The sequence below is a fragment of the Nocardiopsis sp. JB363 genome (assembly GCF_900143625.1).
Classification (GTDB): Bacteria; Actinomycetota; Actinomycetes; order Streptosporangiales; family Streptosporangiaceae; genus Nocardiopsis.
This window is the reverse complement of the sequence record NZ_FRFF01000025.1, coordinates 1-14,847: the sequence shown is the minus strand read 5'-3', so window position 1 is coordinate 14,847 and position 14,847 is coordinate 1. Positions and strand designations below refer to the sequence as shown.

The window sequence follows — 14,847 nt, the reverse complement described above, 5'->3', positions numbered from 1 at the left end:
TGGCCTCCACCCAGGTGGTGGCCAGGCCGGGCACCACCCAACCCACCACCGGAAGAATCATGGAATAACCCAGCCAGGCCAGCATCTGCCCGTCGACGAACAGCGACAGCACCGCGGCGGCCACCACCCAGGAGCCGACCTGCACCGGCCCGCCCCAGCGCGGGTGCGGGGCGCGTGCGGCCAGTGACAGCGCCACACCCAGCACGCCCAACACCAGGACGCACACCGTGGCCGCCGCGGGACCGGCCAGGACGAACACCGACCCGAACCCCCGCTCGGTGGCCACACTCACCGGCAACAGGCCCCCGGCCCAGCCGATGCCCAGCCCCAACAGGGCCACGGACCAGACCAGCGCCGCCCAGGGCAGCACCTCCCGGCGGGGCGCGGACACTCCAACCTCGGATGGGGCGGGTGCAGAGGTCATCACGGGCTCCTTTGCTCGAAGGGCGATACCTCCACCCTCCTCGCCCGGACCGGCGCGCACCTCCCCAACAAGGACCCTTCATCCTCCCCCGAGGGAGGGAACACGCCCACCACCCCGGGGGGTGGGCCACGAACACGACGAAGGGGGCCGGGGCCATGGGACATGGCCACCGGCCCCCTTCACGACCCGGGGCGAACCTCTCGATCAGCCCTTCTGGGCGTAGGCCTTGTCCAACGCGGAGCTGAAGACCTCCAACGGCTGGGCCCCAGAGAGGCCCAGGGACCGATCCAGCACGAAGAAGGGCACCCCCGTGGCGCCCAGACGTCGAGCCTCCTCGATGTCGGCGCGCACCTGTTCGGTGTACTCCTCACCCTCCAACACGGTGCGGGCCCGCTCGGTGTCCAGCCCGATCTCACCGGCCAACTCCACCAACGTGTCCACGTCGTTGAGCACACGCCCCTGCACCAACTGGGCGCTCATCAACCGCTCGTGCGCCGCCTCGCCCAGACCGTGCTCCCGGGCCAGATGGGTCAGTCGGTGGGCGTCGAAGGTGTTGACCATGACCCCGCCTTCGAAGTCATAGCGCAGCCCCTCCTGGGCGGCGACCTGCTGGACCTGATCGGTCATGGCCCGCACCTGCTCGCGTGGGGCGTTCATCTTCTTGGCCAGAGAGTCATAGACCGGCTCGCTCACCCCGGGAGGGAAGGTGGGGTCCAGCTGGAAACTGCGCCAGAGGACCTCGACCTCGTCGGCGTGCTCGAAATCCGCCAACGCCCGCTCCAAGCGGCGCTTGCCGATGTAGCACCACGGGCAGACGATGTCGGACCACACTTCGATTCTCAATGCCATTCCCCGATCAGAAACAGATCCCGTCCGAGCACACGGGCGCGTCCTCGGAACCCAACGTCACCAGACCCCGCACCCGGGGCAGTTCCCGCACCCGCTCCTCGTCCTCAGAGGCCGTGGGAGCCGGCCCCTGGTCGTGCCGTTCGGACTCGCCCTCGTTCAACTCCAAGGCCCCTTTCCCGGTCGGTGGGCGCCGCCTTCGACGACACCGGACCGGGCACAGTCACGCGCACCCGATCCGGTGATGACAACAGCGAGCCCGGTCGGTTGCTTCCCGCCTCCCACTCCATTTATCACCTTTTCGAGGGTACCTACCCAGCGGTTTGCGCCCGGTGGCGCTCAGCCGCCCGCTCCCAGGCCGAGCGCACCAACCCGCGCAGCCGGTCGGTGGTGCGCGGGCCCGGGCACACCACCGCCACCCATCCCTGAGCGGCGTAGGTAGGATGCGGCATCAGCCGATCCATCTCGGCGAAGTCGACGTCGGCGCCCTGGCGGGTGTGCTCGGCGGGGGAGTGGCCCACCACCTCGGTGAACAGCTCGCCTCCCACCGCGACGTTGACCCGGAAGACCCCCTCCCGGTCCAGGGCGGAGGCGGTGTCGAAGTCCGGGTAGTCCTTGGTCACCACCGTCACGAACGGCTGGAATCCCCGACCGCTCGCCCGCCCCTCGGGCTCGTAGGTCAAGAAGGTGTCGCCCCAGGCCACCTCGGGCGCCCCGCTCTCCCGGCTCGCCCGGTCCACCCGCACCGCCCCCAGGCCGGACACCAAAGCGATGATCTCTTCCGCCTCCACCCGCACACCCCTTCTTCATCACCAGGGGGCCGACCCCGAATGTCGGACCCATCCCTACCTTCGAGTGTTCCATTGAACTGCTTTATGAGACCTGAAGACGATCACTCCCACAAGACCAGCCTCTAGCGCGCCAAAACCCTCAAATCAAGTTCCGGTGAACCCCGACCGGGGCGAGCACGGATTCGACCAGACATGGCCCAGTTCTCCCGAAGGCCCGGCAACAGGACAAGTAACCCGTAAGTAACTTAAAGTCCAGTTCGAGATCACGGATCAGACGAACTCCCCGGTAACCCAGCACCTGTCCGCCATCGTGTGCGCTGTCGACTGACCGCACACGATCGCGGAGCACCTTCATGCGCCAGGACTGGACCCCTGAACAGCTCGTCGATGAGTGGACCCTGGAAGAGGGCGACCGCAAGCTGCTGAGCAACAAGAGCGGCGCTACCCGGCTCGGGTTCGCGCTCAAGCTCAAGTTCTTTCAGATCGAGGGCCGCTTCCCCTCCTACGCCGAGGAGATCCCGGCGGCGGCGGTACCCTTCGTCGCCGACCAGGTGGGCGTGGAGCCGACCCTGTTCGGCAAGTACCCCTGGAACACGCGAGTTCCAGGGCGGCACCGCCGCCAGATCCGTGACACCTACGGCACCCACGCGGCCACCGAGGACGAAGAGAACCAACTCGCCGACTGGTTGGCCGACCAGGTGTGCCCGGTGGAAGCCGGCCGTGATGAACTCGCCCAAGCCGTTCAGCGCCGGTGCCTCACCCTGAAGATCGAACCCCCGCGCCCCGGGCAGATCGAGCGGATCGTGGCCTCGGGGGTGCGCCGGTTCGAGGAGGCCTTCACCACCAGCGTGATGACCCGCCTGGGCCCGGGGATCTGCGATCGGCTGGAGTCCAAGGTGCTGGGTACCGAGGGCGTGCTGGGGGCTGTGAAGTCCGACCCGGGGCCGCTGGGGTTGGAGACCCTGCTGGAGGAGGTCGACAAGCTCAAGACCGTGCAGGCCCTGGGCCTACCGGACGAGCCGTTCGGGGGCGTGTCGGAGAAGATCGTGGCCGCCTGGCGCTCGCGTGCGGCGCGGATGTACCCCTCCGACTTCGCCGAATGCGCCCCGGCGGTGCGCTACACCCTGCTGGCCGCGTTGTGCTGGACCCGTCAGGCCGAGCTGATCGACTCCCTGGTAGAGCTGCTGATCCGGCTCATCCACCGGATCAACGCCCGCGCGGAGAAGCGGGTGGAGAAGGAGCTGATCGGGGAGTTGAGCGCGGTGCCGGGCAAGAAGGGCATCTTGCGCCGGATGGTGGACGCCTCCCTGGCCGAGCCGGGCGGGACGGTGGCCGAGGTGATCTTCGGCGCGGTTCCGGGTGGGGAGAAGACGCTGCGCAAGCTCGCGCGGGAGTTGATGGCCACGGAGAAGGCGATGGCTGAGCGGGTGCGCTACCAGCTGCGTGGCTCCTACTCCCACCACTATCGGCGTATGCTCTCCCCCTTGTTGGCCGCGTTGTCGTTTGCCTGCAACAACACCGCCTACCGGCCGGTGATGGAGGCCATCGAGCTACTGGGCCGCTACACCGACGTCGACCGCTCCGAGAAGTTCTACGGGACCGCCGAGCACGTGCCGATCGAGGGCGTGGTGCCCAAGGCCTGGCACGAAGCGGTCACCGACCAGGCTTCGGGGCGGGTGGAGCGCATCCCCTATGAGCTGTGCGTGCTCATCGCGCTGCGCGAGGCCCTGCGCCGCCGCGAGATCTACGTTCAGGGCGCGGGGAAGTGGCGCGATCCTGACACCGATCTGCCCGGCGACTTCGCCGACAACCGGGACGTGCACTACGCCGCGTTGAACAAGCCCCTGGAGCCGAACGCGTTCGTGGACGGGGTACGCACCCGGATGCGAGCGGCCCTGGACCGGCTGAACACCGCGATGTCGGAGGGCACTACCGGCGGGGTGCGGATCGTGACCCGCAAAGGCCAGCCCTGGATCAGTGTCCCGAAGCTGGAACCACTGCCCGAGCCGCAGAACCTGGGAGCGCTCAAGGCTGAGGTGCTCAGGCGGTGGGGCACCATCGACCTGCTCGACATCCTCAAGGACACCGCCCTGCTCACCGGGTTCTGCTCCGAGTTCGCCTCGGTGGCCACCCGCGAGGCCATCCCGAAAGCGACGTTGCACCGCCGGTTGTTGCTGTGCCTGTTCGCGCTGGGTACCAACATGGGCATCAAGCAGATGATCGCCACCGGCGACCACGGCGAGGACGAGGGGGCGCTGCGCCGTACCCGCGCCAGCCACATCACCCGCGACAACCTGCGCCGCGCCATCGCGACCGTGGTGAATGAGACCTTCGCCGCCCGCGATGCCACCTGGTGGGGCACCGCGACCACGACCGCGTCGGACTCCAAACGGTTCGGGTCCTGGGAGTCGAACCTGATGACGGAGTTCCACGCCCGCTACGGCGGGCATGGGGTGATGATCTACTGGCACGTCGACAAGGGCCGGGCCTGCATCTACTCCCAGCTCAAGTCGTGCTCCTCCTCCGAGGTCGCGGCGATGATCGAAGGGGTCCTGCGCCACTGCACCGACGCCGACGTTCAGGCCAACTACACCGACACCCACGGCGCCAGCATTGTGGGGTTCGCCTTCACCGAGCTGCTCGGGTTCAAGCTACTGCCGCGGTTGAAGAACATCGGCGCGGTGCGCCTGTACAGCCCCGACACCGGCCCGGCCACCTGGCCGCGCCTGGAGCGGGTGGTCAAGAACCGGCCCATCGACTGGGCGCTGATCGAGCGCAACTACGACCAGATGGTCGCCTACGCCACCGCCCTGAGGTTGGGCACGGCCGACACCGAGCAGGTCTTGCGCCGCTTCACCAAGGGCGGCGGCCCCAAGAACCCCGTCTATCAGGCCATCGAAGAACTCGGCCGGGCGGTGCGCACCATCTTCGCCTGCGACTACCTGGCCGACGAGGCACTGCGCAGGGAGATCCACGGCGGCCTGGAGGTGGTGGAGAACTGGAACGGCGCCAACGACAAGTTCTTCTATGGCAAGGAGGGCGTGCTCACCGGAGGCGATCGCGAGCACGCCGAGATCTCCATGCTGTGCCTGCACCTGCTCCAGTCCGCGCTGGTCTACGTCAACACCCTGCTCCTGCAACGGGTGTTGGAAGACCCGGCCTGGGCGGGGCGGCTCACTCCCGAGGACCGGCGGGCGCTCAACCCGCTGTTCTGGACCCACATTAACCCCTACGGCCGGTTCGACCTAGACATGGACAAACGCCTGGACCTGGCCGTGTGAGGATCTGGCATTGACACCGACAAGCAGGAAAATGGCACCACGTCTGGTTTTTACGTGTGCGGTTGGCGGTCTTCCCGGGCGCTCTGGTATGCCATTTTCCCAGCTCAAGCGGCAATACTCCTTTCATGAGCGAGGTCACCAGGACATCAAAGGGCTTTAACAGATGAGTTGATGCCAAGGAAGAGGATCATGGCCCTCATCCGTTCGATACCAAGCCTTAGGATCTTTGAGCAGGGGCAGCTGTGTTTGCTGTGGCCAAATGTGGCCCCGGGTGGTTGCTGTGCAGCATGACGGTAAAGGTGAGTATCGTCCGATCATTCCCCCTTGTGTAGAGGATGCTTTTTGATGCGCGTCACCTCCCGTGTCATCGCCACGACCGGAGCCGCCGCTCTGGCCTTCAGCCTCGCTCCCTCCGCCTCGGCCCTGGCCGCTGAGGTCCCGGAGCCGCAGGCCTCATAGGTGGCCGACGTGGAGACCGCCGGCGACACCACGACGCTCACCTATGAGGACGGCTCCACCTTCTCGAGCCAGCTCATGACGGGATACTTCTCCTGGGATGCTGAGTTTGACGGCGTCGTGTTCTCCCGCAACTACACCGCGACCGACTCTGGCACGCACACCATCACGGTCGACTCAATCACCAACTGCGACCCCGGCCTCGGGACCTTCTACATCCGCCTGGAGCAGGACGTCTGGTACGGGTGGGATGAGGTAGGCAGCGTCTACGGCTTGGACTGCGACGGCGAAGCCGCCACCTTCACCGGCGTCGAGTCCGGAACCTTCCGCTGGTACCTGGGCGTCAACGGCGGCTCCAGCGGGGACCTGTTCGGCTCTGACGAAGGCCACCGCGTCACTGTCCATGCCGGTAGCGTGGCGCGCCCCGCCACGGGTGTCAACAGATGTGACAGTTGCCGGTACTCACCGTTCCGTTCCTACTCGGACCCCACCATCACCCCGAGTCGCCCGTTCGGTGATCAGCTCGGTGGTTTCTCGGCGATTACGTCCACCGGTTCGATGGTGGGCTGGGCGAACAGGGTGCCGGTGTTGTCGGCGAGGGCTTGGGCGACCTGGCCCGAGAGGTGGGCTTGGCGGCCGGAGTCGTCGGGAAAGGCGTCGTAGATCCCGAACGACGAGGGCCCGAAGCGGATGGCGAACCACCGCACCGTGTTGGGCTCCTGCTCCACGATGCCGAGCCCCTGCTGCAGGAAGTCTTCGACCTCTTTCTCGTGGCCCGGTAGCGCCTCGATCCGGACGAGGAGCCCGACGGTCACCGATTCAGCCATGCTCTGGCCTCCTACTCAAACGGGTGCTGTTCAAAGCCGCGGCGGACAAGTCAGGCCGCCGTGCCGGGGTTGAGGACGACCTTGGTCCAGCCGTCTTCGCGGGCGTCGAAGTGCTTGTAGGCGTCCGGGGCTTTCTCCAGCGGCAGGTTGTGGGACACGATCCAGGAGGGGGTGACCTTGTCGGCGGCGATGAGGTTGCGCAGGTGGCGGTTGTAGCGCTTGATCGGGGCCTGCCCGGTGCCCATCTGCTGACCCTTGAACCAGAAGTTGCCGAAGTCGAAGCGGACCTTGCCCTGCTGGGACAGCTCGTCCGGCCCGCCCGGGTCCTGGGGGATAACACCCCGACGGTGCCGATGCCGCCGGTGAACCGAACGGAGGAGACCAGCCGGTCGACGGTGAAGGTATCGCCCTTGTCGATGTCAGCGTTCATCGACTGGATCTCTCCGGTGTGGATCGACAGCAGCGTCACCTGCGCCCCGGCCTGCTCCACCGCCTCGCGGGGCTGGGTCAGTTCGACCTGCTCGACACCGTCAGTGGCCAAGATCGCGACCCGTCGGCCGCGCAGCTCTTCTGCCATGGGAATCGCGCCTCCTCATAGTGTGGGATAACCACAGAGTTGCCCGGTCAGGCCGGGTCGAAACCACCCGCCGAGGGCGGTTAGCGCGGATCGACGGGCCGTGCAGGCGTGGCCGCGTGCCCACGGTGTTCACCCCATCGAGCACGAGCCCAAGGCGGGTGGGGTCAAGGGCTGTGCGGCCGGACGAGGGGGACTCTGACCGCTGTCGGTGAGCCGGGCCGACGCTGCGTCTCGGGCGATCACCGCCACACGGTCGCGCCGCGAGTGCCGTAAGCCGATCCCCAGCTGAGACGGCTACCACCGTTAGAACCTAAGCTCCTTCGGGCCCGCGTGGTGTCGGCTCCGTGGTTGACGGGCCCTGACGGACCCACCGACCCACGGACCCACGGGCCGACAGCGGCGCCGCTCACGCCATGGCGGGCTTGAGTACCACCTTGGTCCAGCCGTCCTCGCGGTTGTCGAAGTGCTCGTAGGCCTCCGGCGCCCTCTGCAACGGCAAGTCGTGGGAGACGATGAAGGACGGCTTCGCGCGGTCCTGGTGGATCATGTCGCGCAGCTGCCGGTTGTAGGCCTTCACCGGCGCCTGGCCGGTACCGATCCTCTGACCCTGGAACCAGAACGTCCCCATCTCGAAGTCGAGCCGGCCGTTGCGGGCCATCTCGTCCGACGCTCCGGGGTCGGAGGGCAGGAAGATGCCTACGACGCCGATGCCGCCGGTGAACTTCACCGACTTGACCAGGTTGTTCATGGTCATCTCGGGGTGCTCGACACCGAGATGGTCGTGGGCCTGGTAGCCGACGCACTCGCAGCCGCAGTCCGCACGCCGGCCGTCGGTGAGGTTGAGGATCTGCTCGACCGGGTCGCCCTTGGAGTCGTCGACGGGGATCGCCCCCATCCGCTCCACCAGGCGCAGCCGGTCGGGATGGCGGTCGACCACCATCACCTGGGACGCCCCCTGCAGCAGCGCCGAATATGCCGCCATCAGGCCGACCGGACCCGCGCCGTAGACCACGCAGGACTCACCCGGCTTGAGCCCGGCCAGGCGGGTAGCGTGCCAGCCGGTGGGGAAGATGTCGGCGACCATGACGTAGTCGTCCTCCTTCTCCTGCGCGTCCTCGGGCAGCCGCAGGCAGTTGAAGTCCCCGAACGGCACGCGCAGGTACTCGGCCTGCCCGCCCGAGAAGGGGCCCATCCCGGCGAAGCCGTAGGCGGCCCCGGCCATCTCCGGGTCGGGGTTAGCCGTCAGGCAGTAGGAGGGCATGCCGCTCTCACAGTTGCGGCAGAACCCGCAGCCGATGTTGAACGGCAGACACACGTGATCGCCGACCTTGACGCGCTCCACGCCGTCACCGATCTCGATGACCACGCCCAGGTTCTCGTGCCCGAGCACCTTGCCGGGCTCCAGGTCGGTGCGTCCTTCGTACATGTGCAGGTCGGAACCGCAGATGTTGGTGGCGGTGATGCGCACGAGCACGTCGGTGGGACGCTCGATCCTGGCGTCCGGCACCTCTTTGACGGATACGTCGCGGGATCCGTTGTACACAAGAGCCTTCATGATCTTCTCCAAGAATGGGTGCGGGACGGAATCGGGCTGGCGGGGCTGCCTGCCCCTGCTTCAGACCCTGCTCTCCTAGCACCAGGACGAAACAGCATTACGCGCGTGGTTCGGACAAAACACGTCAAGGTTTCGTGACTGACCGCCACAAGAGCCCGGACACCGGGTCCACCACAGGGCTGTTGCAAAGTCGGATGAGGGCTGCACCCGTGCTGGTCAGGGGATCTGGAGAAGCTCGAGAGGGCGCGTGAAGGTCTCGTAGGACACCCACCGCGTGGCCTCGGGGATGCCGCTCATCCCCAACTCGCTCAGCAGCGGGATCGCCAGATTGCGCAGCATCGCCATGTTCTGCGGTCCGTGCCCGCACCGCACCCGCGAGGCGTCCTCACCAAAGCTCACGTCCCGCACATGGTGCAGCACCTCGATCCGCCAATGGCCCCGCACCAGGCCCGCCAACCGGGCAGCATCGGCCCGCTCAGCGGGCAAACTCGTCACGACATAGGCGTAGGTGCGCCGCACATCACCGGTGGCCAACTCTTTGACCCACCGGTGTACCCGCAGCACCTGCGCCACGTGCGGGAAAGTGATCCGGGGTGCGGTAACGACCTTGACCGTGCGCCTTTCGGCCCGTCCGTGCCCGCGCTCGGTCTCGGCCCGGTTCTCCCGAAGCTACGGCGAGGGGCAAAGTAACCCGTGAGTAGCTTCGGGAGCGGTCTGAGGTCGGGTCGCCCGGGGGAATCTCACCCCCGGGCGACCCGACCTGAGGTCACAGATGGGGGTCGAGAGGATTACTACAGGATTTAGCGGTAGGCCTCCGGCCGCTCACCGGTCGATGGTGAGCGCCTCCAGGGCTGTGGCTTTGTCGGCTTCGGTGGGTAGGGCATAGCGGCGGGTGGTGTTGATGTCGGCGTGCCCCATCAGTTCGGCGACCGTCACCAGGTCCACCGGATCGCGCGCCAGATCGCCGCGGCCGCGCACCAGGTCGGTGCCGAAGGTGTGGCGCAGCACGTGCGGTCCGAACGCCTCGCCGTCATCGTCCGGCCCGATCCCCGCCGCCGCGCCCAGCGCGGTGACCGCCGCGGCGGCCGCCCGGGTCGACAACCGCCCCCCGTCGCGGTTGCGCACCAGCGGCCCCGCGCCGGGGCGGCCGAGCTCGTCCAACAGCCGCTCCAGCGAGGAGCGCACCTCGGAGTGCAGCGGCACCGTGCGGTCCTTGCCGCCCAGGCGTCCCTTGCCGCGCACCCGCACCGTGCCCTTGCGCGCCGACAGCCGCAGATCGGCCACGTCCAGGGCGACGATCTCGGCGACCCGCAGCCCGGCGTAGTAGGCCAGGTGGCAGATCACCCGGTCGCGCACCGAGGCGTCCCGGGCCACGGTGCGCAGGAACCGCAGCTTGGCCCGCCCATCCAGAGCCCGTGGGGCGCTGGGACGGGCCAAGTGCTCGCGCACCACCTCGGGGCGCCCTGAACCGCGCAGGGCGAAGAAGGCATCCAGCGCGGCCAGGCGGTTGTTGATCGTGGCCGCCGACAGGCGAGCACCCGCGCGGGTGCGGGTGTTCTTCAGGGTGCGCCGCCAGTCGCGCACCGCCCAGTCCCGCGCGGTCGCATCGGTGAGCGGGTCGCCGTCCAGCGCGCCGGCCTCGCGCGCGTCGGCGAGCCAGGCCAGGAAGTAGCCGACGTTGCGCCGGTACTTGTCGCGGGTGGCCGCGCCCAGGTCGGTCGCCGAGGCCAGTCTCTCGGCGAAGGCCGCGCGTTCGGCGTCCAGGTCGCCGGGCAGCGCCACGGTTCGGCGCGGCCGCCCGGTGTGTGTGTTTCCAGAAGTCGAATCAGTAGCCTGTTCAGCGGAGGAAGCTGTGTTTCCAGAAGTCACCCGGCCAGTCTAATTCCGGGAACACTAGTTTCCAGAAGTACGACACCCGCTGCGAACGTCGACTAAGTTACTCGCGGGTTACTTGTCCTGTTGCCGGGCCTTCGGGAGAACTGGGCCGACATCACAGAACACCATCACCGGCACGCACACCGTGCGCGCCACCTCGCCGCGCACCGACACCACCGACTCGTTCGCCCCCGGCCGGCCCGAACGAACCGACCCCCAAGAGCGCACAGAGGCCAAGGCACACCCCGGGCACGTGCGACCGAGCATGTGCACCATCCCTCACACCGGCCCACACCCCACGTCCGACCACGTCACAGCACCGCACCGCCCCGATCACGCACCCTCCACCTGCGGTGACAGCACAACGAAACCTGCCTGACACAACCACCCAACCCCAGGGAAACACCCACCCGGTTACCTGAAAAGCGCGCCCCACCCGACCGCACAGGAGGCCACCCGTGGAAGAACTCGTCGTCATCGGCAACGGCATGGTCGGCCACCGACTCATCGAAGCCCTCAACGACCGCGACCACACCCACCGATGGAACATCACCGTGGTGGGCGAGGAACCCCGCACCGCCTACGACCGAGTAGCCCTGTCCGGCTACCTCCAAGACACCACAGCCCAAGACCTGTCCCTGGGCGAAGTGGCCGGCCCCCACGTGGACGTGCACGTCGACGAACGCGTCACCACCATCGACCGCACCCAACACACCATCACCACCCACACCGGCCGCACCCTGCCCTACGACCGCCTGGTCCTGGCCACCGGCAGCGCCCCCTTCGTACCCCCCGTACCCGGCCACGACCTGCCCGGATGCCACCTCTACCGCACCATCGAGGACCTGGACGACCTGGCCCGGGACGCCCGAAGCGCCCGCACCGGCGTGGTCATCGGCGGCGGCCTACTCGGCCTCGAAGCCGCCAACGCCCTACGCCTGCTGGGCGTGCGCACCCACGTGGTGGAACTGGCACCCCACCTGATGCCCGCCCAGATCGACCAGGGCGGCGGAGCCCTCCTCGAACGACTGATCACCGACCTGGGCGTGCACGTGCACACCGGTGCCGCCACCACCGCCATCGAACCCGGCCCCGATGGGCGCGTACACCGCCTACTCCTGGACGACGGCCGCCACCTGGACACCGACCTGGTCGTGTTCTCCGTCGGTATCCGCCCCCGCGACGAACTCGCCCGCGACGCCGACCTGCGCCTGGGCCCACGCGGGGGCGTGGACATCGACCACACCTGCACCACCAGCGACCCCACCATCCACGCCATCGGTGAGGTCGCCCACCACGAGGGCACCATCTACGGACTCATCGCCCCCGGCAACGCCATGGCCGAAGTCCTGGCCGACCGCCTCCTGGGCGGAGACGCCACCTTCACCGGCGCCGATACCTCCACCAAACTCAAACTTCTGGGCGTGGACGTGGCCGGCTTCGGCGACACCCACACCGGCCCGCCCCAAGCCCTGGACGTGGTCGTCAACGACGCTGCCGGCGGCCGCTACGCCAAACTCGTCCTGTCCGACGACGCCAGGACCCTGCTCGGCGGCATCCTGATCGGCGACGCCACCGCCTACGCCACCCTGCGCCCCCTGGTCGGACAACCCCTGCCCGGCGATCCACTGGCTCTGATCAGCCCCTCGGGCGGGACCGCCCCGGGCACCGAAGCCCTACCCGACCACGCCCAGGTCTGCTCCTGCAACGCCATCACCAAAGCCGGACTGACCAGCGCCATCGATCAGGGCGCCCATGACGTGGCCGCCCTGAAGTCCACCACCCGCGCCGGCACCAGCTGCGGCTCGTGCGTACCCATGCTCGAAAAGCTTCTGGCCGAGGCCGGCATCGCCCGCTCACACGCCCTGTGCGAACACTTCACCCACTCGCGCACCGAACTGTGGGAAATCGTCCGCTCCACCGGCATCACCACCTTCTCCGAACTCATCGCAGCCCACGGCACCGGCCGCGGATGCCACGTGTGCAAACCCGCCATCGCCTCCATCCTCGCCTCCCAAGGCAACGGCCACATCCTCAACGGCGAACAGGCCACCCTGCAAGACACCAACGACCGCTACCTGGCCAACCTGCAACGCAACGGCAGCTACTCGGTGGTGCCGCGCATCCCCGGCGGGGAGATCACCCCCGACGAACTCATCATCATCGGCGAGGTCGCCCGCGACTTCGGCCTCTACACCAAGATCACCGGCGGCCAGCGCATCGACATGTTCGGCGCCCGCCTGGAGCAACTCCCCACCATCTGGGCACGCCTGGTGGAGGCAGGCTTCGAATCCGGACACGCCTACGGAAAATCCCTGCGCACCGTCAAGTCGTGCGTGGGCACCACCTGGTGCCGCTTCGGAGTCCAAGACTCGGTCAGCCTGGCCATCCGCCTGGAGGAGCGCTACCGAGGCCTGCGCTCACCCCACAAACTCAAGGCCGCCGTTTCCGGATGCGCCCGCGAATGCGCCGAGGCCCGCAGCAAGGACTTCGGCGTCATCGCCACCGACACCGGCTGGAACCTGTACGTGGGCGGCAACGGCGGCTTCACCCCCCGCCACGCCGAACTCCTGGCCACCGACCTGGACACCGACACCTGTTTCGTGCCGGGTGTGATGGAGGCTCTCAAACCTGGGAAGGATGAGAGACATGCCAGCACCGAGGAAATACCCCGATGAGCTGCGACAACGCGCCACCCGCATGGCCGTGGACGCTCGCCGGGACCCGGCCGGCCGCAGCGGTGCCATCGCTCGTATCGCTGACCAGCTGGGCATCAACCGCGAGACCCTGCGCAACTGGGTGACCCAGGCCGAGGTCGATGCCGGCGACCGCCCCGGCACCACCACCGACCAGGCCCAACGCCTGGCCGAGCTCGAACGCGAAGTGCACGAACTGCGGCGAGCCAACGCCATTCTCAAGTCCGCGTCGGCTTTCTTCGCGGCGGAGCTCGACCGCCCACACATCAGATAGTCGCGTTCATCGACATCCACCGACAGGAGTTCGGGGTCGAGCCGATCTGCCGCACGCTGCAGGTCGCCCCATCCACCTACTACGCCGCCAAAAGCCGGGCCCCGTCGCTGCGCTCACGCACCGATGAGGTCACCACCGCCAAGATCCACCAGGTGCACGCTGACAACTACGACGTGTACGGGGCCCGTAAAGTCCACGCCGAGCTGAACCGCCAAGGCCACCGGGTGGCCCGCTGCACGGTCCAACGCCTGATGAAACGGGCCGGGCTATGCGGCATCGCCCGCACCAAGCAGCCCCGCACCACGACGGGATCCAGGGCCTCGGACACTCGGCCCGACCTGGTGGAGCGAGCGTTCACCGCCGATGCGCCCAACCAGCTGTGGGTCGCTGACATCACCTACATCCGCACCTTCGCGGGTTGGGTCTACGCCGCGTTCGTCATCGACGTGCACTCACGCCGCGTGGTGGGCTGGCAGGTAGCGAGGTCGCTGCACACCAACCTGGCCCTGGACGCGTTGGAGATGGCGGTCTGGAACCGGTCCCATGTCGGCCGGCGCATCGACGGGTTGATCCACCACTCCGACCGCGGCGTGCAATATCTCGCGGTGCGCTACACCCAACGCCTGGCCGAGGCGGGGGCGGTGGCCTCGGTCGGCACCACCGGCGATTCCTACGACAACGCCCTGGCCGAGGCGTTCAACTCGCTGTTCAAGGCCGAACTGATCCGTAACCGCGGGCCCTGGAAGAGTCTGGACGAGGTCGAGATCGCGGTGGCCGAGTACATTGACTGGTTCAACCATCGCCGCCTGCACGGCGAGATCGGACTGGTTCCGCCAGCGGAGTTCGAAGACCACTTCTACCGGCAGCAATCCGTGTCAGCACACGACGAAGCGTTGGTTCCGAGCCTCTAAAGAACCCGGCACGAAACAACCCTCATCCGCTACATCGACCGGTTCCTGATGTTCTACATCCGCACCGCCGACCGCCTCCAACGCACCGCCCCCTGGATCCAGGCCCTGGACGGCGGCCTGGACCACCTACGCGCCGTCGTGGTCCACGACCACCTGGGCATCGCCGCCGACCTGGAAGCCACCATGGCCGACCATGTGGCCTCCTACACCGACGAATGGGCCCAGGTGCTCTCCGACCCCGACAAACTCGCCCGCTTCGTCTCCTTCACCAACGCCCCCCACACCAGACTCTAAAACACAACAGACGCTGCCGACGAAAAGAGAGGAGTAGAGG

The 14,847-nt window shown here is 67.8% G+C and carries 10 protein-coding genes, 4 pseudogenes and 1 other annotated feature; of the genes and pseudogenes, 4 read left to right on the top strand and 10 right to left on the bottom strand.

Annotated elements, in window-relative coordinates:
- The 4 genes and pseudogenes from BQ8420_RS05105 to BQ8420_RS05095 all read right to left on the bottom strand — a co-directional run.
- A pseudogene (locus BQ8420_RS05105) lies at nucleotides 1-424 on the bottom strand (hypothetical protein); the annotation flags it as partial.
- A gap of 204 nt (nucleotides 425-628) precedes the next feature.
- Complete coding sequence (locus BQ8420_RS05100) at nucleotides 629-1,267, bottom strand: DsbA family protein (RefSeq protein WP_087096648.1); 639 nt, start codon at nucleotides 1,265-1,267, stop codon at nucleotides 629-631.
- A gap of 13 nt (nucleotides 1,268-1,280) precedes the next feature.
- Complete coding sequence (locus tag BQ8420_RS32245) at nucleotides 1,281-1,439, bottom strand: hypothetical protein (protein ID WP_200815804.1); 159 nt, start codon at nucleotides 1,437-1,439, stop codon at nucleotides 1,281-1,283.
- Nucleotides 1,440-1,581: 142 nt separating this feature from the next.
- The gene (locus BQ8420_RS05095; protein WP_087096649.1) at nucleotides 1,582-2,061 is read right to left on the bottom strand and encodes a DUF6194 family protein; all 480 of its coding nucleotides are present in this window, start codon (nucleotides 2,059-2,061) and stop codon (nucleotides 1,582-1,584) included.
- 317 nt (nucleotides 2,062-2,378) lie between these two features.
- Here BQ8420_RS05095 and BQ8420_RS05090 point away from each other — a divergent pair, with 317 nt between their 5' ends.
- Nucleotides 2,379-5,342, top strand: a complete 2,964-nt coding sequence (locus BQ8420_RS05090) for a Tn3 family transposase (protein WP_255404818.1) — start codon at nucleotides 2,379-2,381, stop codon at nucleotides 5,340-5,342.
- 974 nt (nucleotides 5,343-6,316) lie between these two features.
- Here BQ8420_RS05090 and BQ8420_RS33190 read toward each other — a convergent pair.
- The 6 genes and pseudogenes from BQ8420_RS33190 to BQ8420_RS05065 form a co-directional block, all read right to left on the bottom strand.
- Nucleotides 6,317-6,625: a putative quinol monooxygenase gene (locus BQ8420_RS33190; RefSeq protein ID WP_083917893.1), complete on the bottom strand. Its 309-nt coding sequence runs from the start codon at nucleotides 6,623-6,625 to the stop codon at nucleotides 6,317-6,319.
- 50 nt (nucleotides 6,626-6,675) lie between these two features.
- The gene (locus tag BQ8420_RS32235; protein WP_017607668.1) at nucleotides 6,676-6,870 is read right to left on the bottom strand and encodes a hypothetical protein; all 195 of its coding nucleotides are present in this window, start codon (nucleotides 6,868-6,870) and stop codon (nucleotides 6,676-6,678) included.
- A gap of 125 nt (nucleotides 6,871-6,995) precedes the next feature.
- A pseudogene (locus tag BQ8420_RS32575) lies at nucleotides 6,996-7,202 on the bottom strand (DJ-1/PfpI family protein); the annotation flags it as partial.
- A gap of 406 nt (nucleotides 7,203-7,608) precedes the next feature.
- Nucleotides 7,609-8,757, bottom strand: a complete 1,149-nt coding sequence (locus BQ8420_RS05075; protein ID WP_087096646.1) for a glutathione-independent formaldehyde dehydrogenase — start codon at nucleotides 8,755-8,757, stop codon at nucleotides 7,609-7,611.
- A gap of 216 nt (nucleotides 8,758-8,973) precedes the next feature.
- Nucleotides 8,974-9,402, bottom strand: a pseudogene (locus tag BQ8420_RS05070) (ISAs1 family transposase); the annotation flags it as partial.
- A gap of 177 nt (nucleotides 9,403-9,579) precedes the next feature.
- Entirely contained in the window at nucleotides 9,580-10,539 is a 960-nt protein-coding gene (locus BQ8420_RS05065; RefSeq protein ID WP_087096645.1) for a tyrosine-type recombinase/integrase, read from the bottom strand.
- 551 nt (nucleotides 10,540-11,090) lie between these two features.
- On the opposite strand from BQ8420_RS05065, the gene nirB reads away from it, so the two are divergent.
- The 3 genes and pseudogenes from nirB to BQ8420_RS05050 all read left to right on the top strand — a co-directional run.
- Entirely contained in the window at nucleotides 11,091-13,310 is a 2,220-nt protein-coding gene (gene nirB / locus BQ8420_RS05060; protein WP_235005929.1) for a nitrite reductase large subunit NirB, read from the top strand.
- A protein-coding gene (locus tag BQ8420_RS05055) for an IS3 family transposase (protein WP_235005928.1) occupies nucleotides 13,282-14,513 on the top strand; the annotation gives its coding sequence in 2 pieces (ribosomal slippage) (nucleotides 13,282-13,561 and nucleotides 13,561-14,513; 1,233 coding nt in all). Before nirB ends, BQ8420_RS05055 begins: the two co-directional genes overlap by 29 nt.
- Nucleotides 13,560-13,673: a sequence feature (AL1L pseudoknot), on the top strand. Its footprint overlaps the gene before it by 114 nt.
- A 12-nt stretch (nucleotides 14,514-14,525) precedes the next feature.
- Nucleotides 14,526-14,798: pseudogene (locus BQ8420_RS05050) on the top strand (nitrite reductase (NAD(P)H)); the annotation flags it as partial.
- Between the last annotated feature and the right edge of the window lie 49 nt (nucleotides 14,799-14,847).

Excerpts from the sequence above, each read along its gene's own strand:
- BQ8420_RS32235 (WP_017607668.1), bottom strand. The coding sequence starts at position 6,870 with ATGGGCACCGGGCAGGCCCCGATCAAGCGCTACAACCGCCACCTGCGC.
- BQ8420_RS05075 (WP_087096646.1), bottom strand. The coding sequence starts at position 8,757 with ATGAAGGCTCTTGTGTACAACGGATCCCGCGACGTATCCGTCAAAGAG.
- BQ8420_RS33190 (WP_083917893.1), bottom strand. The coding sequence starts at position 6,625 with ATGGCTGAATCGGTGACCGTCGGGCTCCTCGTCCGGATCGAGGCGCTA.